Raw genomic sequence first — 23,827 nt, forward strand, 5'->3', positions numbered from 1 at the left:
GAAATTATGGCTAAATTATTAGTAAAACAAGTTAGAAGTAAAATCAACTGTCCACTTGATCAAAAAAGAGGATTAGAGGCTTTAGGTCTACGTAAAATGGGTCAGGTTGTAGAACATGATTCAAACCCTGCAATCCTTGGGATGATAAACAAAGTTAAACACTTAGTTTCTGTAGAAGAAGCTAAATAACAAAAATATTGTTATGAATTTAAGTAACTTACAACCAGCTGAAGGGTCAACACACAATCAAAATAAAAGATTAGGTAGAGGAGAAGGTTCTGGAAAAGGTGGTACCGCTGCACGTGGACACAAAGGAGCAAAATCTCGTTCTGGATATTCTAAGAAGATTGGTTTTGAAGGAGGTCAAATGCCGCTTCAAAGACGTGTTCCTAAGTTTGGTTTTACAAACATCAATCGTAAAGAATACGAAGGTGTAAATCTTGATACGCTTCAATTATTAGTTGATAATGGTGTGGTTACAGATACTGTTGATATGACAGTTTTTGTTGCAAACCGCTTAGCTACTAAGAATGAAATTGTTAAGATTTTAGGAAGAGGAGAATTGAAAGCTAAATTAAAAGTAACTGCTCACAAATTTACTGCTACTGCAAAAGCTGCTATTGAAGCTGCTGGCGGAGAGGCTGTAACAATATAATTTTTCAATTAACTATGAAGAAATTTATTGAATCAATAAGCAATGTTTGGAAAATCGAAGAGCTAAAAAACAGGATTCTAATCACTTTAGGATTACTTTTAGTTTATCGTTTTGGAGCACATGTTACGCTACCAGGAATTGACGCTACACAATTAAACAGTTTAGCAGGCCAGACCGAAAATGGTATAGGGTCTATTTTAGATATGTTTACTGGAGGAGCTTTTTCTAAAGCGTCAGTTTTTGCTTTAGGAATTATGCCTTATATTTCTGCATCTATCGTTGTACAGCTTATGGGAATTGCTATTCCTTATTTGCAAAAATTACAAAGTGATGGAGAAAGTGGTAGAAAGAAGATTAACCAAATTACTCGTTGGCTTACTATTGTTATTACTTTAGTTCAAGGGCCTACGTATATTTATAATCTTTACAGAACTTTACCAGGAAGTGCATTTTTATTAGGTTTTAGTTCTTTTGAATTCTTATTTTCTTCGGTAATTATCTTAGTTACAGGTACAATTTTTGCCATGTGGTTAGGAGAAAAGATAACTGATAAAGGGATTGGAAACGGAATTTCACTATTAATTATGGTGGGTATCCTTGCAAGATTTCCTCAAGCATTTATTCAGGAATTTACAACTAGAGTTACTAATAACAACGGAGGTCCAATGTTGTTAGTGATTGAAATAATTATTTGGCTTTTAGTTATCATTGCTTGTGTATTGTTAACTATGGCTATTCGAAAAATACCAGTTCAGTATGCACGTCGTACTGCTTCTGGTGATTTTGAACAAGATATGTTAGGAGGAAATAGACAATGGATTCCTTTAAAGCTGAATGCTTCAGGGGTTATGCCAATTATTTTTGCGCAAGCAATTATGTTTATTCCTGCTGCTTTAGCAGGATTGTCAAAGTCCGATACTTCACAGTCTATTGTAGGTACATTTAGTAATATGTTTGGGTTTTGGTATAATTTTGTATTTGCTACATTAATTGTAGTATTTACTTTCTTTTACACAGCAATTACAGTTCCTACTAATAAGATGTCAGATGATCTAAAAAGAAGTGGTGGTTTTATTCCGGGTGTAAGACCTGGAGCTGAAACTTCTGATTTTCTTGACAAAGTAATGTCTTTGATAACTTTTCCAGGTTCTTTATTTCTTGCTCTAATAGCTGTGTTCCCAGCCATAGTTGTAAGTCTTATGGATGTTCAGCAATCTTGGGCAATGTTTTTTGGAGGTACTTCATTGATAATTATGGTAGGTGTTGCAATTGACACAATTCAGCAAATCAATTCGTATTTGTTGAATAAACATTATGATGGTTTAATGAAAAGCGGAAAAAATAGAAAAGCAGTAGCTTAATTTTATGGCAAAACAATCAGCAATAGAACAGGACGGATCAATCATTGAAGCATTATCAAATGCAATGTTCCGTGTAGAATTAGAGAATGGACATGTTGTAATTGCTCATATTTCAGGAAAAATGCGCATGCATTATATCAAATTATTACCTGGTGATAAAGTGAAATTGGAGATGAGCCCTTACGATTTGTCTAAAGCAAGAATTACTTATAGATATTAAAGATATTCACAATGAAAGTAAGAGCATCAGTAAAAAAGAGAAGTGCCGAGTGCATTATCGTACGTAGAAAAGGTAGATTATACGTAATAAACAAAAAGAATCCTAGATTTAAACAAAGACAAGGATAATTATGGCAAGAATAGCAGGGGTAGATATCCCAAAAAACAAGAGAGGTGTTATTGCACTTACCTACATCTTCGGATTAGGAAAAAGTAGAGCTATAGAGATTTTAGAGAAAGCTCAGGTTAGCCAGGACAAAAAAGTTCAAGATTGGAATGATGACGAGATCGGAGCAATTCGTGAGGCTGTTGGAGCATTCAAAATTGAAGGAGAATTGCGTTCAGAAGTTTCTTTGAATATCAAACGTTTAATGGATATTGGATGTTACAGAGGTATTCGTCACAGAACTGGTCTTCCGTTAAGAGGACAAAGAACTAAAAACAACTCTAGAACTAGAAAAGGTAAAAGAAAAACTGTTGCTAACAAGAAAAAAGCAACTAAATAATAAGTAATATGGCTAAAGCAACTACAAAAAAACGTAAAGTTATCGTTGAATCAACGGGAGAAGCTCATATTTCTGCTACCTTCAATAACATCATCATTTCTTTGACAAACAAAAAAGGTGAAGTTATTTCTTGGTCTTCAGCTGGTAAAATGGGTTTTAGAGGTTCTAAAAAGAACACTCCATACGCAGCTCAGATGGCCGCAGAAGATTGTAGTAAAGTAGCTCTTGAAGCTGGATTGAAAAAAGTTAAGGTTTATGTAAAAGGACCAGGAAACGGACGTGAGTCTGCTATCCGTTCTATTCATAACGGAGGAATCGAAGTAACTGAAATCATTGATGTTACTCCAATGCCTCACAACGGATGTCGTCCTCCAAAGAGACGTAGAGTTTAATAATATAATTTAAGTATAACTAGGTAGAAAATACGATTATCGAAGGATATGACCTGAATTCATAATCTCTACCTTAATTAATTCATTGAAATGGCAAGATATACTGGTCCTAAAACTAGAATTGCTCGTAAATTTGGCGAAGCAATCTTCGGAGATGACAAATCTTTCGAAAAAAGAAATTACCCTCCTGGACAACACGGGATGGCTAAAAAAAGAGGTAAAAAATCTGAATATGCTATCCAGTTAATGGAAAAGCAAAAAGCTAAATATTCTTACGGAATTTTAGAGAAACAATTCAGAGGTTTATTTAAAAAAGCATCAGCTACTAAAGGTGTTACTGGTGAAGTTCTTTTACAATTATGTGAGGCAAGATTGGATAATGTAGTTTTTAGAATGGGGGTTGCTCCATCTCGAAGAGGTGCAAGACAATTAGTTTCTCACAGACACATTACTGTTAATGGTGAAGTTGTAAATATTCCTTCTTACCACCTTAAACCTGGTGATAAAGTTGCTGTTCGTGAGAAATCTAAATCTTTAGAAGCAATCGAACGTTCTTTATCTAATTCAAGTCAAGTTTATGAATGGATTACCTGGAACAATGACGTTAAAGAAGGTACTTTTGTAAGTGTACCTGCAAGACTTCAAATTCCAGAAAACATTAAAGAACAATTAATCGTAGAGTTGTACAACAAATAATAATTGACTTAGTCGAAATTTATGGCAATATTTAATTTTCAAAAGCCCGATAAAGTTATCATGATCGATTCAACCGATTTTGAAGGTAAATTCGAATTTAGACCTTTAGAACCTGGTTATGGATTGACTGTTGGTAATGCACTTAGAAGAGTTTTGCTTTCAGCATTGGAAGGGTATGCAATTACATCTGTTCGCATAGAAGGTGTAGATCATGAGTTTTCTACTATTTCAGGGGTTGTTGAAGATGTTACCGAAATTATCCTTAATCTAAAACAAGTACGTTTCAAACGTCAGATTGAAGATATCGATAATGAATCAGTTTCTGTTTCTGTTTCTGGTAAAGATCAATTAACAGCTGGTGATTTTCAAAAATTTATTTCAGGTTTTCAAGTTTTGAACCCAGAACTTGTTATCTGTAATTTAGATCCAAAAATCAAATTGAGTCTTGATTTAACAATCGAGAAAGGTAGAGGATATGTTCCTGCTGAGGAGAACAAAAAACAAAATGCTGCAATTGGAACCATATTTACAGATTCTATTTTTACTCCGGTAAAAAATGTAAAATATGCAATAGAAAACTTCCGTGTGGAGCAAAAAACAGATTATGAAAAATTAGTTTTTGAAATAAAAACTGATGGTTCTATTAATCCTAAAGATGCACTAACTGAAGCTGCTAAAGTTCTAATTCACCATTTCATGTTGTTCTCTGACGAAAGAATTACACTTGAGGCTGATGAAATTGCACAAACAGAATCCTATGATGAGGAATCATTACATATGAGACAATTGCTTAAAACTAAGCTTGTTGATATGGATTTATCTGTGAGAGCCTTAAATTGTTTGAAAGCGGCTGAAGTTGATACACTTGGTGATTTAGTATCGTTCAATAAAAATGACCTAATGAAATTCCGTAATTTTGGTAAAAAATCTTTAACAGAGCTAGATGAACTTGTAGCAGTTAAGAATTTGACTTTCGGAATGGATTTAGCAAAATACAAACTAGATAAAGAATAATTTACTTCATATTTTGCTCTCCATAGTGGATTGTAGCAAGATGAAGTTAAAATAAATTGGTCATGAGACACGGAAAAAAATTCAATCACTTAAGCAGACAGACTGCGCATAGAAAATCTATGTTAGCTAATATGGCTTGTTCTCTAATTGAGCACAAACGTATTAACACTACTGTTGCTAAAGCAAAAGCACTTAAACAATTTGTTGAGCCGCTTATAACAAAATCTAAAAATGATACGACTCACAATCGTCGTATTGTTTTTGCTAACTTACGTAGCAAATATGCTGTAACTGATTTATTCAGAGATGTAGCTGCTAAAGTTGGTGACCGTCCGGGAGGATATACTCGTATCATTAAAGTTGGAAATCGTTTAGGAGATAATGCTGATATGGCAATGATCGAATTAGTAGATTTTAACGAGCTTTACAACGGAGGTAAAAAAGAAGTTAAAAAAGCAAAAAGCCGTCGTGGTGGTAAAGCTAAGAAAACAGAAGATGCTCCGGTTGCCGAAGCTCCTGCTGCAGAAACTGAAGCTACTGACGAAACTGCTGCCGAATAATTATGAAGATAATCATTCTATAGAATCAAGGATAAACTATTTTTTTAGTTTATCCTTTTTTTTTGACTTTTTACTGATGAGTTTGTGTTGGCTGAGAATTACATAATTAATTACAATTCTAAAATAAATTTTAAAATTGTTGCTTTCACTGCTTTAATGAATTAAATTTGCATCATATTTAACAACAAATGAAATACACAACACGAAAAAGCGCCATCCTTTTATTAAGTGATGGAACTATATTCCACGGAAAATCTATCGGAATCAGCGGAACCACTTTTGGTGAAGTATGTTTTAATACTGGTATGACAGGATATCAGGAAATTTTTACAGACCCATCCTATTTTGGACAAATTATGGTCGCGACTAATCCACACATTGGAAATTATGGCGTTAACGATAAAGAAGTAGAGTCAAACGGTATTAAAATTGCCGGTTTGGTTTGTAAAAATTTTAGCTTTAATTATTCCAGAGAAGATGCTTCAGGGAGTTTGGAAGATTATTTTACAAAACATAATTTAATCTGTATTTCTGATGTCGATACTAGAGCTTTAGTAAGCTATATTAGAGAGAATGGAGCGATGAATGCTGTTATTTGTACAGATGATACTCCTGTTGAGGAACTAAAAGCGGCTTTAGCTCAAGTGCCGGATATGAAAGGCTTAGAGTTGGCTTCACAAGTCTCAACTAAAGAACCTTATTTTTACGGAGATGAAAGTGCCACTTACAGAGTTTCCGCTTTAGACTTAGGGATTAAAACAAATATTTTACGTAATCTGGCTAAAAGAGATTGTTATATTAAAGTTTATCCGTATGATTCTTCTTTTGCGGAGTTAAATTCTTTTAACCCTGATGGGTTCTTCCTGTCAAATGGACCTGGTGATCCGGAGCCTTTGGAAAATGCCATTGAAGTTGCCGGAGAAATTCTTGCCAGCAATAAACCTTTATTTGGGATATGTTTAGGACATCAGGTGATAGGATTGGCAAATGGGATTTCAACGTATAAGATGTTTAACGGTCACCGCGGAATTAATCATCCTGTTATGAATTTGGTTTCAGGAAAAGGAGAAATTACTTCTCAAAATCATGGTTTTGCTGTGAATAGAGAAGAAGTTGAAGCTCATTCAGGATTAGAAATTACACATCTTCATCTTAATGACGGAACAGTGGCAGGTATGCGAGTGAAAGGTACGAACTGCTTTTCTGTTCAATATCATCCGGAAGCAAGTCCGGGACCACATGATTCCTCTTATTTATTTGATCAGTTTATTGAGAGTTTAAAAAAATAATTTTCTTTCAAAAAAATAAGTAAAGGCTAAGCAATTCTTTTGTTTAGCCTTTTTTTTTAAATCTTTTGAAGGCTGTTTATTTGTAAAATTTATTTTAAATTATGTTTAAAAAATAGATTTATAACGTTTTCGTTGATAAGATTGAAAAAATAAATACGGTGTTTGAAAAACTTAGAATATATTTGTATTTTAAAATTTAAAAACTAAGTAATATGAGTATTATTATCAAAATTCATGCAAGACAAATTTTCGATTCAAGAGGTAATCCTACAGTAGAGGTAGATGTAATTACAGAAAACGGTGTTTTAGGAAGAGCGGCAGTTCCATCTGGAGCTTCAACCGGTGAACACGAAGCTGTAGAATTACGTGATGGTGGAAAAGCTTTTTTAGGAAAAGGAGTTTTAAATGCAGTGAACAATGTTAATACTGTAATTGCTGAAGAACTTGTAGGTACTTCTGTTTTTGAACAAAATCTTATTGATCAAATGATGATTGATTTAGATGGTACTGCTAATAAATCTAAACTGGGAGCTAATGCAATTTTAGGAGTTTCTTTAGCTGTTGCTAAAGCTGCTGCTGCTGAATTAGGATTACCTTTATACAGATATGTAGGTGGAGTTTCTGCTAATACATTGCCTGTTCCAATGATGAATATCATCAATGGTGGTTCTCACTCTGATGCTCCGATAGCTTTTCAGGAATTTATGATTTTCCCTGTAAAAGCAACTTCTTTTTCTCATTCGATGCAAATGGGAACTGAAATTTTTCACAGCTTGAAAAAAGTGTTACACGATAGAGGTCTTTCTACTGCTGTAGGTGACGAAGGAGGTTTTGCTCCTAACTTAGCCGGTGGTACTGAAGATGCTTTAGATACTATCAAATTGGCAGTTGAGAAAGCAGGTTATACTTTTGGTGACGAAATTATGATTGCTTTAGACTGTGCTTCTGCAGAATTTTATGTAAACGGAAAATACGATTACACTAAATTTGAAGGAGAAACAGGAAAAGTAAGAACTTCTGCTGAACAAGCTGAGTATTTAGCTGAGTTGACAACTAAATACCCAATTATCTCTATCGAAGATGGTATGGATGAGAATGACTGGGAAGGTTGGAAATTGTTAACTGAAAAAATTGGAGATAAAGTTCAATTAGTAGGTGATGATTTGTTTGTAACGAATGTGGAGCGTTTGTCAACTGGAATCGAGAAAGGGATTGCTAACTCAATTCTTATTAAAGTAAACCAAATTGGTACTTTAACTGAAACGATAGCTGCAGTTAACATGGCTAAAAATGCAGGGTATACTTCTGTAATGTCTCACCGCTCAGGAGAAACTGAAGATAATACAATTGCTGACTTAGCTGTGGCTTTAAATTGTGGACAAATTAAAACAGGTTCAGCTTCCCGTTCAGATCGTATGGCTAAATACAATCAATTGATTAGAATTGAAGAAGAATTAGGAAATACAGCTTATTTTCCCGGAAAAAAAGCATTCAAAATAAAATAAGAATAACAAATTGTTATTTTTTTAAAGCCATTCATTTTAAAATGAATGGCTTTTTTTATCAAATTTAACAATATCGCTGTTTTTTTCTCTTTTTAATTAACGTTATTATCCTTAGATTTGGTAAATTATTAAGTGTAAAGATTTATTTCAAATTATTATGTCAAAAACAGCTATATTAGAGATTGATGGTCAGAAGTATGAGTTTCCTGTTATTAAAGGAAGTGAGAACGAAGAAGCTATCAATATTAACAAATTAAGAGATTTAACAGGAGCAATTACAATTGATCCTGGTTTTAAGAATTCAGGTTCTTGCACTAGTGCAATTACTTTTCTGGATGGAGAATTAGGAATTTTACGCTATAGAGGCTATGCTATTGAAGATTTAGCCGATCAGGCAAACTTTTTAGAAGTTTCTTATCTTTTAATTTTTGGAGAACTACCAACAGCTGCACAATTAGAGCAATTTGAAACAGATATCAGAAAACATACCTTAGTAAATGAGGAAATGAAAAACATTATTGATGGCTTCCCAAAAACAGCGCATCCAATGGGTGTTTTAGCTGCTTTAACGAGTGCATTGACAGCTTTCAATCCAAAATCGGTAAATGTTGAGAATGAAAAAGAATTGTATCAGGCGGTTTGTAAAACCATGGGTAAATTCTTGGTAATTGCAACCTGGACTTATAGAAAAGCAATGGGATATCCTTTGAATTATTATGATAATACAAAAGGATATGTAGAGAATTTTATGAATTTGATGTTTGCTTTACCTACCGAGCCTTATAAAGTAAATCCTGTTGTTATTGAGGCCTTAGATAAATTATTTATTCTGCATGCTGATCATGAGCAAAACTGTTCTACTTCTACAGTAAGAATGGTAGGTTCTTCTCATGCTGGTTTATTTGCATCTATTTCTGCCGGAGTATCTGCGCTTTGGGGACCTTTACACGGAGGTGCTAATCAGGCTGTGTTAGAAATGTTAGAAGAAATTCATCAGAATGGTGGAGATACAGAAAAGTATCTGGCTAAAGCAAAAGATAAAAATGATCCGTTCCGATTAATGGGATTTGGACACAGAGTTTACAAAAACTTCGACCCGCGTGCTAAAATTATCAAAAAAGCAGCCAATGAAGTTTTAGGAACTTTAGGAGTTGATGATCCAATTTTAGAAATTGCTAAAAAATTAGAGGCAGCTGCTTTAGAAGACGAATACTTCAAAGCCAGAAATCTATATCCAAACGTTGATTTCTACTCAGGAATTATCTATAGAGCATTAGGAATTCCTACTGATATGTTTACTGTTATGTTTGCTATAGGAAGATTACCGGGATGGATTGCTCAATGGAAAGAAATGCGTGAAAATAAAGAGCCAATTGGAAGACCAAGACAAATTTATACAGGATCTGCGTTAAGAGAATTTAAAAGACCCGTATAATCTTTAAATTAAATCAAACTGAAGCTTCACTGAAAAGTGAGGCTTTTTTTTATCTTTGATAAATAATAACAGATTCAGATGAAACAAGTAACTAATTCGGTTTTAATGATACGTCCGGTAGCTTTTCGGATGAATGAGCAAACCACGGAAAACAATCATTTTCAAAAAGAAATAAACGGAATGTTGCCTTCGGCTATAAATGCTAAAGCCCGGCAGGAGTTTGATGGTTTAGTGAGCCGGCTTCAGGGAAACGGTGTGCAGGTAGTGGTTATAGAAGATACTTTAGATACAGATACTCCGGATAGTATTTTTCCAAATAACTGGATTTCTTTTCATGAAAACGGGGATGTGGTTTTGTATCCTATGTTTGCTGAAAACCGTCGGGATGAGCGTCGGGAGGATGTTTTGGATATCCTTGAAGAAAAAGGTTTTGTGATTGAAAATAGTGTTGATTTTACATCAGCAGAAGAGGATGGGCTTTTTCTGGAAGGTACCGGAAGTTTAGTTTTAGACAGAGCAAATGCAATAGCCTATTGTGCTTTATCACCAAGAGCTGATGAGGAACTCTTTATTGAATTTTGTGAAGATTTTGATTATGCTCCGGTTATTTTTGAAGCTTTTCATACAGTAGACAATAAACTGAAATTGGTTTATCATACGAATGTAATGATGAGTATTGGGGAGCATTTTGCTGTAATTTGTGCAGATATGATTGCAGATAAAAAAGAACGCAAAATGGTTTTAGATAACTTAAGAGCAAGCGGGAAAGAAGTTGTTCTGATTAGTGAAGAACAGCTTAATTATTTTGCCGGGAATATACTGGAAGTTTCAGGTGCTGATGATAAAAGATATATTGTAATGAGTACTACAGCTTTTAAAGCGCTTCGTCAGAATCAAATAACACAATTAGAAAAATACGGTTGTATTTTAACCGCTGATTTAGAAACCATCGAAGCTTGTGGAGGAGGAAGTGCAAGATGTATGATGGCAGAAATTTTTCTGCCTAAAAATAATTCTTTTTGAAGTATTGAAATTTTGTATCCTTCTGTTTAAGTTCTATTTGTCTACCTTTGCAAAAATAAATAATAATGAAAAATAAAAAAACGCTGGTTCTGGGAGCAACTACAAAATCTGACAGATATGCTTTTAGAGCCATAAATATGTTAACACAAAAAGGGCATACTGTGCTGGCTATTGGTCAGCATCAGGGGGAAGTTGCAGGAGTGAAAATACATACTAAGGCTATTCCTGTTAAGGCTATAGATACTGTTACATTGTATTTAAATCCAAAAAATCAACGGCATTATTATAATTATATTATTGAAGCCCAGCCTAAGCGGGTAATATTTAATCCGGGAACAGAAAATCCGGAGTTGTATCAGCTTTTAGAATTGAATAATATCAAAGCCGAAGTTGCCTGTACATTAGTTTTATTAGCTACAAACCAATATTAATTTTTGTTCCGAAAATAAAGTAAGCTGTTTTTCATACGAAAAATGGCTTTTTTAATTAAATATAGTGAACGGAATCAGGTTTCAGACAGATGATTCAAAAGGAATTTATTTTATCAGGCATTTTGGAATAATCAGTTATTTCAATGAACAAATTATTACATTTGCAACTATGGAATTTTCTTCAAAATTATTAGAAAAAGCTGTCAATGAAATATCGCAATTGCCGGGAATAGGGAAAAGAACTGCTTTGCGGCTGGTTTTACATTTGTTAAAACAGCCCAGAGAACAAACGGCTTTCCTGACGCAGGCATTGGTGAATATGAGGGAGGAAATTAAGTTTTGCGAAAGCTGTCATAATATTTCGGACACTGTGATTTGTGAAATATGCAGCAATAAAAACAGAAATCATGAAGTAGTGTGTGTTGTTGAGGATATTCGTGATGTAATGGCAATTGAGAACACAGGACAGTTTAAAGGAATTTATCATGTTTTAGGCGGTAAGATTTCGCCAATTGACGGAGTAGGTCCGAGTCAGTTGAAGATTTCGACTTTGGTAGAAAAAGTAAAGTCAGGAAATTTAACGGAGGTTATTTTTGCCTTGAGTTCAACAATGGAAGGGGATACCACTAACTTTTATATTTACAAGCAGATTGCTGATTCAGATATCGTGATTTCAACTATTGCCAGAGGAATTGCTGTAGGCGACGAATTAGAATATGCTGATGAAGTTACTCTTGGACGCAGTATTTTACAGCGTTTACCATTTGAAAAGGCAATAAAAAATAATTAATGAGTTATTATTAATACGGCTTCTGTTTTCATAAAATGAAAGCTATATTTGTTATATAAAATTATAAAATGACTAAGTATTTATTTGGTTTATTATTAAGTATCAGTGTCTTGTTTTCGTCTTGTATATCAACAAAAGATTTGATTTACCTGCAAAATAAAGACGAAACAAATACTGAAACGACTATTTCGGCAGTTGCTTCAAAGCCGTATCGGTTACAAACAAACGATGTTTTAAGTATTACTATTAAAGCCAATGATCCAAAATTAGTCGAGATTTTCAGTACTACAAATGAGGATGAATCCGGAAAATCTGAATCAGCTTTGTATTTTAACGGCTTTACAGTAGATGATCATGGAAATATCAGGATACCTCTTTTGGGAGAATTCAATGTGACAGGGTATACTTTAGATGAAGTAAGGCAACGAATCGAAAAACAGTTATTAACAGAATATTTTAAAAAAGAAGCTAATATTTTTGTTATCGTAAAGTTGGCAGGATTTAGATATACAATTAATGGCGAAGTAGGTAGTACCGGAACTAAGACCTTGTTTCAGGAACAGGTAAATATCATGGAAGCGATTGCTAATTCAGGTGATATTACACTTACCGGAAACAGAAAGGAAGTAACTATTATCAGAAAAACTCCGACAGGTACTGAAATGCATGATATTGATCTTACTGATCGTAATGTGATACACTCTCCTTATTATTATTTACAGCCTAATGATTATATTTATGTGAAACCTCTGAAACAAAAAAGCTGGGGTACAGGGAAAACAGGTATCGAATCTTTAGGTACAATATTAACGCTGATTTCTTTAGGAACAACTGTTTTGTTATTGTTAAAAAGATAAAATACTTTGTAAAAAAATGCTAGATATAAAAGACTTTTCCATTTTTGAAAACCAGCTAAGCTTTGATTTTAAGGGATTGCTCCTGAAAATAGTGAGTTACTGGAAATGGTTTTTGGTAAGTTTGATAATTGCTTTTACAATTGCCTATCAGGTAAATATTCGTAAGGAGAAGATTTATGAGATGGAGACTTTGATTTCGATTAAGGAAGAAAATAATCCGCTGTTTACTTCCAATACCAGTCTGACATTCAATTGGGGTGGGATTTCTGATCAAATGCAGACTGTTTCCACCACATTACAATCAAGATCCCATAATGAATTAGTGGTTGATAAATTAGAATTTTATATTGATTATTTACAGCAGGAAAAGTACAATATGGTTGATGCTTATGGAGCTGTACCGTTTTATGTATCGATTGATAAAAACAAAGGACAATTAGCAGGTAGTTTAATCCAAATTACTTTTTTAAGCGAGTCCCAATACCAGATAAAAATTCCTTTTCAAAACAATTCTGCTTCCTTAATTAGCTATTCTGATAATTCGTATAGCAGTACGAATGTTGCAATAGGCGATTTCATTAAGCAATATAAGGTTGGAGAGCCAGTCTCGTTGCCGTTTTTAAATTGGAAATTAGAGATAAAAGAGAATCCTGGTTTTTATAAAGGAAAAGTATATTTCGTTCGATTTAATGATTTTAACGGGGCAGTATCCCGTTACAAAGGAGTGAGTGTTATTTCTGATAATAAGGGCGCTTCTATTTTAACCTTAAAGATGACCGGTACCAATAAGGCCCGAATGGTCGAATATCTTAATGCAACGGTTAAGATGCTTATTAAAAGGCAGCTTGATAATAAGAATCGATTTGCAACCAATACGATTTCTTTTATTGATAGTACGCTTGTTGCTATGGAATCGCAATTGAAAACAGCAGGGGAAGAACTGAAATCTTTTAAGAAAGATAAAGATGTTTTTAATCTGGAAGATGGGGGAGCCCGGTTTTCGGATAAAATTCTTGAGTATGATGTTGAAAAAGATGCTATCGTTCGGAAAATTGCTTATTACAATTCCCTTAAATCGTATTTAAAAAGCAGTGTAGATTATTCTAAACTTCCGGCGCCATCTGTTGCCGGAATTGAAGATCCTAATATTGTAACGAATGTCTCTAAGCTTATTGCACTTTCTACACAGCGTTCTGAAATGGCTTATGCGGTAAAAAGCGATAAATTATTTCGGGATTTCGACAATCAAATGGAAGCGGTAAAAAGCGTTCTGCTTGAAAATATTGCTAGTGCAAAATCGGCATTACAGTTTGATTTAGGATTGGTGAATAGTAAAATTAATCAGGCAGAAGGAAGTATTAAACAATTGCCTGATGACCAACAAGAATTGGTGAAAATCAAAAGGAAATACGATTTAAGCGATAATATTTACAGCACGTTTTTGCAAAAAAGGAGCGAAGCTGATATCGTAAAGGCAGCCAATTTATCTGACATTCATTTTATTGATCCCGCTAAAGATGTGGGTGGAGGACTGATAGGACCTAAAACATCCGTGAATTATGTTTTAGCGTCTTTCTTAGGAATCCTGATTCCGTTAATGTTTATATTTATTATCTTTTTTATTAATAATTCTGTTCAAAATGCAGAAGATGTGAGTAAACAGACTCAGATTCCTTTGATAGGTGTTGTTGGGGTGTATAAGGAAAAAGGTGAACTGGCGGTTTTTGATAAGCCCAAATCAGCATTGTCAGAATCCTTTCGGGCGATTCGTTCTTCGTTACAGTTTTTATATAAAAAGCAAAATCTGGAAGGAGGGAAAACCTTAATGATTACATCTTCTATCAGTGGTGAAGGAAAAACATTTTGTTCGATAAACATCGCTACTGTTTTTGCTTTAAGCGAAAAGAAAACAGTAATTGTAGGTTTGGATTTAAGAAAACCCAAACTGGCTGATGAGTTTGGTTTGTCTAATGACTCAGGGGTTGTAAATTATCTCATCAGACAAAAAAAACTGGAAGAAATAGTAAATAAAACAGCAGTTCCTTATTTAGATGTTATTCTTTCGGGTCCTGTTCCGCCCAATCCTTCTGAATTAATTATCGGAGAAACAATGGCTGAATTTGTTGAAGAATTAAAAACAAAATACGATTACATTATTCTCGATACACCGCCTGTAGGTTTAGTTGCAGATTCATTGGAGTTAGGCCAGTATGCCGATGTAACCTTGTATATTGTAAGACAGAATGTAACCAAAAAGGAGATGATTCCATTGTTAAATAATCGTGTGAAGAGAGGTGAAATGACCAATGTAAGTATTATTCTGAATGGTTTTGAAAACAAAGCAAAGTACGGTACGTCTTATGCTTACGGTTATGGCTATGGAGATTATTCCAGCGGTTATCATGAGGATGAAAAACCCAAAAGTTTTTTGGGAAAAATAAGAGATAAGATTAGAAAAGCGTAGGAACCGTTAGATTAAAAAATAGAAATTTTCTTTTTCCTCGCTAAAGATGAAAAATTTCTTAAATACAGTTCTACAGCAAATTTTGAATAAAAAGATGAGAGAAATAACAAATTATACTATTTTAATTACCGGAGGAGCAGGTTTTATTGGTTCTAATCTGTGTGAGTACTTTTTAGCAAAAGGGAATAAGGTGATTTGTCTGGACAATTTTGCTACGGGACACCGTCATAATTTAAAAGTATGCTTGGATAATCCTGAATTTTCTCTGATTGAGGGTGATATCCGTAATTTTGAAGATTGTAAAAAAGCAATGTCAGGGGTTGATTATGTTTTGCATCAGGCGGCTTTGGGTTCTGTACCACGTTCTATAAATGATCCTCTTACTACTAATGAGGTGAATGTATCCGGTTTTTTGAACGTATTACAAGCAGCTTCGCAGGCTAATGTAAAACGCTTTGTATATGCTGCGAGTTCTTCCACTTATGGAGATTCTGCCGGATTACCAAAGGTAGAAGATGTGATTGGAAAACCGCTTTCGCCTTATGCTATTACCAAATATGTAAATGAACTGTATGCTGAAATATTCAGTAAGACCTATGGAATAGAAACGATTGGTTTGCGTTATTTTAATGTTTTTGGAAGAAAACAGGATCCGAACGGTGCTTATGCGGCTGTGATTCCTAAATTTGTGATGCAGTTAATGAATCATGAAAGTATCACTATAAATGGGGATGGTAATTATTCCCGAGACTTCACTTATATAGATAATGTAATTCAGATGAACGAGCGGGCTATGGCAACAGATAATCCTGAGGCCGTTAACACGGTTTACAATACTGCTTTTGGAGATAGAAATACGCTGAATGATTTAGTACTTTATTTGAAAGAATATTTGAGTATATATGATGCAGAAATAACGAATGTTAAAGTGATTCACGGTTCTAACCGGGCGGGAGATATTCCACATTCTTTAGCCAGTATTGATAAGGCAAAAGAACTTCTGGGGTATAATCCTGGATATTCTTTGCAGCAAGGACTTAAGATTGCAGTGGATTGGTATTGGAATAATTTAGGAGAAAAAAGAAAATAGGAAAATGAAAATTACAAAAATTTGTTGCATTGGTGCGGGCTATGTTGGAGGGCCTACAATGGCAATTATAGCACAGAAATGTCCGCAGATACAAGTCACAGTGGTAGATTTAAATCACGAAAGAATAGCCGCCTGGAATGATGCCGATGTAAATAATATCCCTATTTATGAGCCTGGACTTTCTGAAATTGTAAAAGAAGCGAGAGGGCGTAATTTGTTTTTTTCTACTGAAGTAGATCAGGCTATAGAGGAAGCTGAAATGATTTTTATTTCGGTAAATACCCCTACAAAGACCTATGGGAAAGGAAAAGGAATGGCAGCCGACTTAAAATTTATTGAATTGTGTGCCAGACAGATTGCTAAAGTATCCCAATCCGATAAAATAGTTGTGGAAAAATCTACTTTGCCGGTACGTACTGCTGAAGCGATAAAAAGCATTCTGGATAATACCGGAAACGGAGTGAAATTCCAAATTCTTTCTAATCCGGAATTTTTAGCAGAAGGTACTGCTGTTCAGGATTTATTGCATCCGGATCGAATTTTAATAGGCGGTGATACTACTGTAGAAGGGCAGAAAGCTATCGAAGCATTAGTAGGTGTTTATGAGAACTGGGTGTCAAAGGACAGAATTCTGACGACTAATGTCTGGTCTTCAGAATTATCAAAGCTAACAGCCAATGCTTTTCTGGCACAAAGAATTTCTTCTATTAATGCTATGTCTGAACTTTGTGAGAAAACAGGAGCAAATATCAATGAAGTGGCTAAGGCTATTGGGATGGACAGCAGGATTGGTTCTAAATTTTTAAAAGCTTCTGTAGGTTTTGGAGGTTCTTGCTTTCAGAAAGACATTTTGAATTTGGTTTATATAGCTAAATCTTATGGTTTGCAGGAAGTAGCCGATTATTGGGAGCAGGTAATCATTATGAATGACCATCAAAAAAGACGTTTTTCTGATAAAATAGTGAAAACTTTATACAATACGGTTTCCGGTAAAAAGATTGTTTTTTTAGGCTGGGCATTTAAAAAAGATACTAATGATACCAGAGAATCTGCTGCTATTTATGTTGCAGATGATTTGATAAGTGAAAACGCTCAAATTGCAGTATATGATCCTAAGGTTGCCCGAAAAAAGGTTTTGGCTGATTTGGATTATTTAGAGTCAAGAAGCGCTGAAAATAATGCAAGCAGTGTTTTGTCGTTTGAAAATCCTTACGAAGCTTGTGCCGGAGCTCATGCAATTGCGGTTCTTACGGAATGGGATGAGTTTATTTCTTATGACTGGCAAAAAATATACAATGCTATGCAGAAACCTGCGTTTGTATTTGACGGAAGAAATATTTTAGACGGTTCTGCGTTAGAAAAAATAGGATTTGTTTATCAGGCTATCGGATCATAATGTAAAAATGATATTGTTATAGACTCATTTCTTTAATCAGGGATGAGTTTGTTTTTTTAGAAGAAAAACATACTATTTGCTTAAACAGGCAGAACAGAAATAAATGTAGTACTAAAATTTAGAGGTATGAACTGGTATGTAGTGTATACAAAACCAAAATGGGAAAAGAAAGTTGCGGAACAATTAACTCAAAAAGGAATTGAATGTTATTGCCCTTTAATGACACAAGTAAGGCAGTGGACGGATAGAAAAAAGAAAGTAGAGGTTCCTCTTTTTAATTCTTATGTTTTTGTTCATCTGGACGAAGCGGACAGAAACTTGGTTTTTCAGGTTACAGGAGTCGTGCGTTATCTTTTTTGGTTAGGAAAACCTGCTGTTGTACTGGATCAGGAAATCAATACCATCAAAGAATGGCTTGGCGCTTCTGATCAATATGAGGTTTCCTTAACTCCTTTGCAGGTGGGAGACAGAATTAAAGTAGCATCAGGGCCTTTCAAATCACAGTCAGCCATAGTTCAGGAAGTGGGTAAATCACATTACATGCTGATTTTGGAATCAATTGGTTGTGTTTTAAAAATGAAATTAAAGTAACATATAGAACTTTTAAACCTTTTGAGTAGTAGTATTTCGACGTAAGAAAGTTTTTATATTGCTAAATAACTGGTTTTTAACTTTTTTGAGTTAGTCATTTTTGATAAATAAACATTAGGTTCTTCTTACTGTTTCGATTTTGAAGATTTTTATAGGAATTCCGCTTATAGTCTGTTATATTTGCGCACTGAAAAAAAACGGATTTTCAACCTATTTATGTGGGTTGGAGTCGCGAAGCGGTGGAAGAAAAACAATAAAAGAAGTTCATACAAAAGTAAATTAATGAATTCTGATTCTAAAATAGCAATTATTGGTCTTGGTTATGTAGGTTTGCCTTTGGCTCGCTTATTTGCTACAAAATTTGCTGTTGTTGGCTTTGATATTAACGCATCAAGAGTCGGGCAGTTACAATCAGGAGTTGATGTAACGCTGGAGATTGATTCCGCTACATTGAATTCAGTACTAGTGGATAAAAAACCCGAGGAAAAAGGCTTGTATTGCACTTCTGATATAAATGATATAGCGCATTGTAATTATTATATTGTAACCGTTCCTACACCTGTAGATAAAAACAGCCGTCCTGATTTAACACCTTTGTATAAAGCAAGTGAAACGGTAGCTAAGGTTTTGAAAAAAGAAGATATCGTCATTTATGAATCTACTGTTTATCCCGGAGTTACAGAGGAGGAATGTGTTCCTGTTTTAGAACGAATATCAGGATTAAAATTCAATAGTGATTTTTTTGCCGGTTATTCGCCGGAACGAATTAATCCCGGGGATAAAGAGCATACCGTAGATAAAATTTTGAAAGTTACGGCCGGTTCTACTGCTGAAACAGCACAAAAAGTAAATCAGCTATACCAATCGGTTATTACAGCCGGAACCTATCTCGCTCCATCGATAAAAGTAGCCGAAGCTGCTAAAGTAATCGAGAATTCGCAGCGTGATATTAATATTGCTTTTGTAAATGAACTGGCTAAAATATTCAATCTGATGGATATTGACACTCAGGATGTTTTAGAAGCTGCGGGAACAAAATGGAATTTTTTACCCTTTAAACCAGGATTGGTAGGAGGACATTGCATAGGGGTAGATCCTTATTATTTAGCTCAAAAAGCACAGGAATTAGGATACCACCCTGAAATAATTCTGGCAGGACGACGTTTGAATGACAGTATGGGCGAATACGTGGCTTCTCAGGTGGTGAAACTCATGATTAAAAAAGGAATTTCTGTTAGTGGAGCTGAGCTGTTGATGCTAGGGATCACTTTTAAAGAAAATTGTCCTGATGTTCGCAATACTAAAATAGTAGATGTTATTAAGGCATTAAAAGAGTATGGAATAAGTGTTACCCTTTTTGATCCTTTGGCTAACCCTGCTGAAGTAAAAAAAGAATACGAATTGGTTTGTCATCCTGAGATTGCCGAAGGGCAAAAATTTGATGCCGTTGTTTTAGGAGTTGCTCATGCTCATTTCCTGACCATGGATTTGTCAAAACTCCGGAAAACAACAAGTGTCATCTATGATGTAAAAGGTGTTTTGGGTGATTGCGTAGATGGCAGACTGTGAGTAAGCGTTAATCGTTGACCGTTTATCGTCCATCGAAAAAAGCGAATATCAACAATGAACATCGAAAATCAAATAACAAATAATAAAAAATGGAAATCAATTTAGATGTTTGTAAAGTTTCTCATCAATTGGTGTTAGAAGTTTATAAGATAACTAAGTGTTTCCCAAAATCGGAACAATTTACTTTGACTAGTCAGCTTAGAAGAAGTGTGTCCAGTGTTCCAACTAATATAATCGAAGGGCAAGCCCGACAATACAAAAAGGAATTTGTTCAGTTTTTGTACATATCAAAAGGCTCGTTAGAAGAAACCAATTATCATTTGTTTTTGTCTAAAGAACTGGGATATATTACAGATGATGATTATAAGATGTTATTAGATTTGTGCAACAGGATTAAAATGATGTTGTATAAGTTAATTAAATCTCTGCAACAGTGAACGTTCATCGAACATCGAACATCGAAAATCGAACAACGAATATTAAATTATGAATAAAAAACATACAATCATACACGTCATTCTTACCGGAGGGGTAGGAAGTCGTTTGTGGCCTTTATCCAGAAAAAGCAGACCCAAACAATATTTAGAGATTTTTGAAGGAAAATCGTTGTTTGAATTAACAGTAGACCGTAACCGAGAAATTGCAGATCAGGTTATCGTGGTAGGAAATGTCGATAACTGTCATTTGAGCAGGCATATTTTAGAAAAAAACAATATCCCTTATTTGGATATTGTGGAGTCAACGCCACGTAATACGGCTGCAGCTATTGCATTTGCCGCGTTTGCTGCTGATCCGGAAGCCATTTTGATTGTTACTCCGATGGATCATATCATTGAAAAGAAAGATTTGTATGATCAGGCTGTAGCTGATGCAATTGCAAAAGCGGCTAATGACCATATTGTTACATTCGGAATTGTTCCTACTAAGCCGGAAACAGGATACGGTTATATAGAATCTAAAGGGGAAAATGTACTGTCATTCAGAGAAAAACCAAACCTTGAAACGGCAAAAACCTTTATCGCTAAAAAGAATTTCTTATGGAACAGCGGAATGTTTTGTTTCAAAGCGGGAGTTTTTCTGGACGAGTTAAAACATTTTAAACCCAAAGTATATAAGAAATCCAAAATTGCATGGGAAAATAATACCGATGGGAAACTGGATTTGGCATTATCTCTAGACATTCCTTCTATTAGTATTGATTATGCTGTAATGGAAAGAAGTAAAAAAATTAAGGTAGTTCCTTCGCAATTTTTATGGTCTGATTTAGGATCGTTTGAATCGGTTTATGACTATTTGGTTTCTAAAGGACATGCGGTAGATGAAAATGGCAATATGACCATTGGAACACAAAATTATACCGCTTTTATTGGCATGAAAAACACGATTTTAATAGCTACGGATAATGCAAATCTGGTGTTGCAAAAAGAACATTCTCAGGATGTAAAGGATTTGTATAATGAATTGGAAAGAATAAAACCGGAGCTGTTAGAATAAAATACAGTTTAACAATAAACAAGACATGAAAAAGAGATATACATTCATTTTATTATTAGTTACTTTTTTACAATTTTCAACCGGATTCGCTCAGGATTTATTGAAAAGTACAGATTTAAGTACGCTGAAGGTGGATAATTTGACAGAAGCTGATCTGTCAAAAATTAAAGCACAGCTGCAATCGAATAATATGACGTTAGATCAGGCTGAGCCAATGGCTTTGGCCAAAGGGATGTCTGCTGCAGAATTTTCAAAACTGCGTGCCCGTCTGGCCACTACAACCATAAGTGGAGGAAGTTCGGATACTAATCCGCAACTTCAAAACAGTGGAAGAACACAGGAAAAAATAAGTAATAGCAAAGTAAAAGGTACTAGTAATACTTTGGTTTTTGGTTCGGAATTGTTTGATAATCCCACACTAAATTTTGAACCCGATTTAAAGTTGGCAACTCCTGTAAATTATGTTTTAGGACCAGGTGATGAATTGCAGGTGAGTGTATATGGTGTCCAGGAGTTTAACGCCTCCATTCCTGTGAGTATTGAAGGAAAAATTAGTATTCCATATGTGGGACAGCTTGCTGTTTCAGGTATGACCATAGAAGCAGCTTCTCAAAAAATAAAAAATGCAATTGCCGGAGTCTATAGTACGGTAGCTTCAGGACAGTCTCAGGTGGATATTAGTCTGAGTCGTATTCGTACTATTAAGGTAACTATTATAGGAAGTAAACAACCCGGTAATTATTCGGTTTCCTCTTTGGCTACGGTCTATAATGCGTTGTTTTTAGGAGGTGGGCCTGCTCTTAATGGCAGTTACCGTAATATTGAATTATTACGTAATAATAAAGTATATCGTGTGATTGATTTATATCGTTTTCTGGTTAAAGGTGATCAATCAGACAATGTTGGTTTGAAAGATAATGATGTTATTCGCATTCCGTCTTATACGCAGCGTGTTACTATAACGGGAGAGGTTAAGCGTCCCGGTATTTTTGAAATGAAAAAAGGGGAAACTTTTTCTGATTTAGTTAGCTTCGCTTCGGGTTTCAATGAGATAGCTTATACAGCATCAGTCAGTGTAACCCAAAAAACCAATAAGGAATTTAAAGTTCGTGATATTCTTAAAAGTGAATTCAACAGCTATCTTCCGCAGGCAGGAGACGTGTTTCAGGTGACAAAAATATTAAATCGTTTTGAAAACCGTATCAGTATTGAAGGAGCCGTTTTCAGACCTAATACTTATTCTTTTTACGAAGGCATGCGAATTTCTGATCTGGTAGCTAAAGCCGAAGGTTTAAAGGAAGATGCTTATACACAAAGAGCTCGTATTGTGCGTTTAAAAAGTGATTTGAGCACCGAAATCATCAATGCCAATTTAGCAGCGGCACTTTCAGGAGACGCGAATGCTGATATTTTATTGCAAAGAGAAGATATTGTGACGGTTTATTCTGTCCTGGATTTCAGAGAAGAATACAATGTTACGATAGCTGGTGAAGTGAGAAATCCCGGAGAATATACCTATTTAGATAATTTAACTTTAAATGACCTGTTGGTACAGGCAGGTGGTTTAACAGGTTCAGCCTCTAAACGTGTTGAAATAGCAAGAATGATAAAATCAGATAATATCTACGCTGGTAATCCCAATCGTATCGAACTGATTCATTTAGAGTTGACACCGGAAAATAATGAACAGCTTAAAAATTATGCTTTAATGCCTTTTGATGTCATTAGTATTCGAAGAGTAGCGGTGTATGAAAAACCACAAATGGTAAGCATTAGCGGAGCAGTGGTGTATCCGGGTAGTTATGTGTTAGAGAATAAAAAAGAAACGATTTTTAATATAGTTTCCCGTGCCGGTGGATTGAAGGATATCGCCAACACTCATGGTGTTAAAATCAAAAGACCTGTTAAAGCCGATCAAATTGAGCAATTACAAAGTATTGATTTAAATTTGCCTCTTTCCGATTCAAGTGTTGTGAATTCGAATGAAAAATTAAAGAATCAATTGCAGTATGCTACGATACCGGTAGATTGGAACAAAATCGAAAAAGACCCGGGGCATTACTCTAACGTAACCTTGTTTCCCGGAGATCAGATTGAAGTGGCTGAATTGAATGAAGGTGTAAGAGTTTCCGGAAATGTATTACTGAACTCTGAAATTCCGTATCGCAAGGGCAAATCTTTCCGATACTATTTAAGTTCAGTAGGAGGTGTGGATGCCAAAGGCTGGAAAAAGAAAGCCTACATTATCTATCCTAACGGAAAAGCAGATGTGACCGGTTCTTTCCTGTTTTTTAGATCCTATCCTAAAGTATTACCCGATTCTCAAATTATAGTGCCTGAAAAACCGGAACGTAAAAAACTAAGTGCCGGAGAGGTTGTTGGATTTGGTAGCGTAATTTCCAGTTTGGCATTATTGATTATTACGGCATTTAAATAGATGCGATAACGAATATTCTCTGCGGATTTTCGTTGACGGTCCATCGTCAACGA

Annotated in this window: 25 protein-coding genes; all 25 read left to right on the top strand. The window is 34.9% G+C overall.

Annotated elements, in window-relative coordinates; translation table 11 throughout:
- Positions 1-6 precede the first annotated feature (6 nt).
- The 25 genes from rpmD to ABS764_RS13800 all read left to right on the top strand — a co-directional run bounded on the left by rpmD (position 7) and on the right by ABS764_RS13800 (position 23,774).
- Entirely contained in the window at positions 7-189 is a 183-nt protein-coding gene (rpmD, locus tag ABS764_RS13680; protein WP_026707002.1) for a 50S ribosomal protein L30, read from the top strand.
- Between the two features lie 13 nt (positions 190-202).
- Positions 203-655 carry a 50S ribosomal protein L15 gene (gene rplO, locus ABS764_RS13685; protein ID WP_408082355.1) on the top strand — a complete coding sequence of 151 codons (453 nt, stop codon included), beginning with the start codon at positions 203-205 and terminating at the stop codon, positions 653-655.
- A 14-nt stretch (positions 656-669) separates the two neighbouring features.
- The gene (gene secY, locus ABS764_RS13690; RefSeq protein ID WP_408082356.1) at positions 670-2,016 is read left to right on the top strand and encodes a preprotein translocase subunit SecY; all 1,347 of its coding nucleotides are present in this window, start codon (positions 670-672) and stop codon (positions 2,014-2,016) included.
- Positions 2,017-2,020: 4 nt separating this feature from the next.
- Positions 2,021-2,236 carry a translation initiation factor IF-1 gene (gene infA, locus ABS764_RS13695; RefSeq protein ID WP_026714631.1) on the top strand — a complete coding sequence of 72 codons (216 nt, stop codon included), beginning with the start codon at positions 2,021-2,023 and terminating at the stop codon, positions 2,234-2,236.
- A gap of 11 nt (positions 2,237-2,247) precedes the next feature.
- On the top strand, positions 2,248-2,364 hold the full coding sequence (gene ykgO, locus ABS764_RS13700) for a type B 50S ribosomal protein L36 (RefSeq protein WP_002987490.1): 117 nt from the start codon (positions 2,248-2,250) through the stop codon (positions 2,362-2,364).
- Between the two features lie 2 nt (positions 2,365-2,366).
- Positions 2,367-2,741 (top strand): 30S ribosomal protein S13, encoded by a 375-nt coding sequence (rpsM, locus tag ABS764_RS13705; protein WP_035659214.1) that lies wholly within the window; start codon positions 2,367-2,369, stop codon positions 2,739-2,741.
- Positions 2,742-2,749: 8 nt separating this feature from the next.
- Entirely contained in the window at positions 2,750-3,133 is a 384-nt protein-coding gene (gene rpsK, locus ABS764_RS13710; RefSeq protein ID WP_026714629.1) for a 30S ribosomal protein S11, read from the top strand.
- 90 nt (positions 3,134-3,223) lie between these two features.
- Positions 3,224-3,829, top strand: a complete 606-nt coding sequence (gene rpsD, locus ABS764_RS13715) for a 30S ribosomal protein S4 (protein WP_073245948.1) — start codon at positions 3,224-3,226, stop codon at positions 3,827-3,829.
- A 21-nt stretch (positions 3,830-3,850) separates the two neighbouring features.
- Entirely contained in the window at positions 3,851-4,843 is a 993-nt protein-coding gene (locus ABS764_RS13720) for a DNA-directed RNA polymerase subunit alpha (RefSeq protein ID WP_408082357.1), read from the top strand.
- 62 nt (positions 4,844-4,905) lie between these two features.
- On the top strand, positions 4,906-5,403 hold the full coding sequence (rplQ, locus tag ABS764_RS13725) for a 50S ribosomal protein L17 (RefSeq protein ID WP_408082358.1): 498 nt from the start codon (positions 4,906-4,908) through the stop codon (positions 5,401-5,403).
- 188 nt (positions 5,404-5,591) lie between these two features.
- Positions 5,592-6,692 carry a glutamine-hydrolyzing carbamoyl-phosphate synthase small subunit gene (gene carA / locus ABS764_RS13730; protein ID WP_408082359.1) on the top strand — a complete coding sequence of 367 codons (1,101 nt, stop codon included), beginning with the start codon at positions 5,592-5,594 and terminating at the stop codon, positions 6,690-6,692.
- 212 nt (positions 6,693-6,904) lie between these two features.
- Positions 6,905-8,197 carry a phosphopyruvate hydratase gene (gene eno, locus ABS764_RS13735; protein WP_408082360.1) on the top strand — a complete coding sequence of 431 codons (1,293 nt, stop codon included), beginning with the start codon at positions 6,905-6,907 and terminating at the stop codon, positions 8,195-8,197.
- A gap of 157 nt (positions 8,198-8,354) precedes the next feature.
- Positions 8,355-9,632 carry a citrate synthase gene (locus ABS764_RS13740; protein ID WP_408082361.1) on the top strand — a complete coding sequence of 426 codons (1,278 nt, stop codon included), beginning with the start codon at positions 8,355-8,357 and terminating at the stop codon, positions 9,630-9,632.
- A gap of 78 nt (positions 9,633-9,710) precedes the next feature.
- Complete coding sequence (gene ctlX / locus ABS764_RS13745) at positions 9,711-10,655, top strand: citrulline utilization hydrolase CtlX (RefSeq protein ID WP_408082362.1); 945 nt, start codon at positions 9,711-9,713, stop codon at positions 10,653-10,655.
- Between the two features lie 65 nt (positions 10,656-10,720).
- Positions 10,721-11,086: a CoA-binding protein gene (locus tag ABS764_RS13750; RefSeq protein ID WP_408082363.1), complete on the top strand. Its 366-nt coding sequence runs from the start codon at positions 10,721-10,723 to the stop codon at positions 11,084-11,086.
- Between the two features lie 169 nt (positions 11,087-11,255).
- Entirely contained in the window at positions 11,256-11,876 is a 621-nt protein-coding gene (gene recR / locus ABS764_RS13755; protein WP_408082457.1) for a recombination mediator RecR, read from the top strand.
- Between the two features lie 68 nt (positions 11,877-11,944).
- Entirely contained in the window at positions 11,945-12,733 is a 789-nt protein-coding gene (locus ABS764_RS13760; RefSeq protein ID WP_408082364.1) for a polysaccharide biosynthesis/export family protein, read from the top strand.
- 16 nt (positions 12,734-12,749) lie between these two features.
- On the top strand, positions 12,750-15,197 hold the full coding sequence (locus tag ABS764_RS13765; protein WP_408082365.1) for a polysaccharide biosynthesis tyrosine autokinase: 2,448 nt from the start codon (positions 12,750-12,752) through the stop codon (positions 15,195-15,197).
- A 94-nt stretch (positions 15,198-15,291) separates the two neighbouring features.
- Positions 15,292-16,287 carry an SDR family oxidoreductase gene (locus ABS764_RS13770; RefSeq protein ID WP_408082366.1) on the top strand — a complete coding sequence of 332 codons (996 nt, stop codon included), beginning with the start codon at positions 15,292-15,294 and terminating at the stop codon, positions 16,285-16,287.
- 4 nt (positions 16,288-16,291) lie between these two features.
- On the top strand, positions 16,292-17,683 hold the full coding sequence (locus ABS764_RS13775) for a UDP-glucose 6-dehydrogenase (protein ID WP_408082367.1): 1,392 nt from the start codon (positions 16,292-16,294) through the stop codon (positions 17,681-17,683).
- Positions 17,684-17,809: 126 nt separating this feature from the next.
- Positions 17,810-18,274, top strand: coding sequence for a UpxY family transcription antiterminator (locus ABS764_RS13780; RefSeq protein ID WP_408082368.1), 465 nt, complete (start codon positions 17,810-17,812; stop codon positions 18,272-18,274).
- Between the two features lie 282 nt (positions 18,275-18,556).
- Positions 18,557-19,843, top strand: coding sequence for a nucleotide sugar dehydrogenase (locus ABS764_RS13785; protein ID WP_408082369.1), 1,287 nt, complete (start codon positions 18,557-18,559; stop codon positions 19,841-19,843).
- 89 nt (positions 19,844-19,932) lie between these two features.
- Positions 19,933-20,280 carry a four helix bundle protein gene (locus ABS764_RS13790; RefSeq protein ID WP_408082370.1) on the top strand — a complete coding sequence of 116 codons (348 nt, stop codon included), beginning with the start codon at positions 19,933-19,935 and terminating at the stop codon, positions 20,278-20,280.
- A 49-nt stretch (positions 20,281-20,329) separates the two neighbouring features.
- Complete coding sequence (locus ABS764_RS13795; protein ID WP_408082371.1) at positions 20,330-21,337, top strand: mannose-1-phosphate guanylyltransferase; 1,008 nt, start codon at positions 20,330-20,332, stop codon at positions 21,335-21,337.
- A 25-nt stretch (positions 21,338-21,362) separates the two neighbouring features.
- Positions 21,363-23,774, top strand: a complete 2,412-nt coding sequence (locus ABS764_RS13800) for an SLBB domain-containing protein (protein WP_408082372.1) — start codon at positions 21,363-21,365, stop codon at positions 23,772-23,774.
- Positions 23,775-23,827 lie beyond the last annotated feature (53 nt).

The organism is Flavobacterium plantiphilum (assembly GCF_046000495.1).
In the GTDB taxonomy this organism is placed as follows: domain Bacteria; phylum Bacteroidota; class Bacteroidia; order Flavobacteriales; family Flavobacteriaceae; genus Flavobacterium; species Flavobacterium plantiphilum.

Bases quoted from the DNA above. Each gene is read 5' to 3' on its own strand.
- rpmD (WP_026707002.1), top strand. From the start codon at position 7: ATGGCTAAATTATTAGTAAAACAAGTTAGAAGTAAAATCAACTGTCCA.
- rplO (WP_408082355.1), top strand. From the start codon at position 203: ATGAATTTAAGTAACTTACAACCAGCTGAAGGGTCAACACACAATCAA.
- secY (WP_408082356.1), top strand. From the start codon at position 670: ATGAAGAAATTTATTGAATCAATAAGCAATGTTTGGAAAATCGAAGAG.
- infA (WP_026714631.1), top strand. From the start codon at position 2,021: ATGGCAAAACAATCAGCAATAGAACAGGACGGATCAATCATTGAAGCA.
- ykgO (WP_002987490.1), top strand. From the start codon at position 2,248: ATGAAAGTAAGAGCATCAGTAAAAAAGAGAAGTGCCGAGTGCATTATC.
- rpsM (WP_035659214.1), top strand. From the start codon at position 2,367: ATGGCAAGAATAGCAGGGGTAGATATCCCAAAAAACAAGAGAGGTGTT.
- rpsK (WP_026714629.1), top strand. From the start codon at position 2,750: ATGGCTAAAGCAACTACAAAAAAACGTAAAGTTATCGTTGAATCAACG.
- rpsD (WP_073245948.1), top strand. From the start codon at position 3,224: ATGGCAAGATATACTGGTCCTAAAACTAGAATTGCTCGTAAATTTGGC.
- ABS764_RS13720 (WP_408082357.1), top strand. From the start codon at position 3,851: ATGGCAATATTTAATTTTCAAAAGCCCGATAAAGTTATCATGATCGAT.
- rplQ (WP_408082358.1), top strand. From the start codon at position 4,906: ATGAGACACGGAAAAAAATTCAATCACTTAAGCAGACAGACTGCGCAT.
- carA (WP_408082359.1), top strand. From the start codon at position 5,592: ATGAAATACACAACACGAAAAAGCGCCATCCTTTTATTAAGTGATGGA.
- eno (WP_408082360.1), top strand. From the start codon at position 6,905: ATGAGTATTATTATCAAAATTCATGCAAGACAAATTTTCGATTCAAGA.
- ABS764_RS13740 (WP_408082361.1), top strand. From the start codon at position 8,355: ATGTCAAAAACAGCTATATTAGAGATTGATGGTCAGAAGTATGAGTTT.
- ctlX (WP_408082362.1), top strand. From the start codon at position 9,711: ATGAAACAAGTAACTAATTCGGTTTTAATGATACGTCCGGTAGCTTTT.
- ABS764_RS13750 (WP_408082363.1), top strand. From the start codon at position 10,721: ATGAAAAATAAAAAAACGCTGGTTCTGGGAGCAACTACAAAATCTGAC.
- recR (WP_408082457.1), top strand. From the start codon at position 11,256: ATGGAATTTTCTTCAAAATTATTAGAAAAAGCTGTCAATGAAATATCG.
- ABS764_RS13760 (WP_408082364.1), top strand. From the start codon at position 11,945: ATGACTAAGTATTTATTTGGTTTATTATTAAGTATCAGTGTCTTGTTT.
- ABS764_RS13765 (WP_408082365.1), top strand. From the start codon at position 12,750: ATGCTAGATATAAAAGACTTTTCCATTTTTGAAAACCAGCTAAGCTTT.
- ABS764_RS13770 (WP_408082366.1), top strand. From the start codon at position 15,292: ATGAGAGAAATAACAAATTATACTATTTTAATTACCGGAGGAGCAGGT.
- ABS764_RS13775 (WP_408082367.1), top strand. From the start codon at position 16,292: ATGAAAATTACAAAAATTTGTTGCATTGGTGCGGGCTATGTTGGAGGG.
- ABS764_RS13780 (WP_408082368.1), top strand. From the start codon at position 17,810: ATGAACTGGTATGTAGTGTATACAAAACCAAAATGGGAAAAGAAAGTT.
- ABS764_RS13785 (WP_408082369.1), top strand. From the start codon at position 18,557: ATGAATTCTGATTCTAAAATAGCAATTATTGGTCTTGGTTATGTAGGT.
- ABS764_RS13790 (WP_408082370.1), top strand. From the start codon at position 19,933: ATGGAAATCAATTTAGATGTTTGTAAAGTTTCTCATCAATTGGTGTTA.
- ABS764_RS13795 (WP_408082371.1), top strand. From the start codon at position 20,330: ATGAATAAAAAACATACAATCATACACGTCATTCTTACCGGAGGGGTA.
- ABS764_RS13800 (WP_408082372.1), top strand. From the start codon at position 21,363: ATGAAAAAGAGATATACATTCATTTTATTATTAGTTACTTTTTTACAA.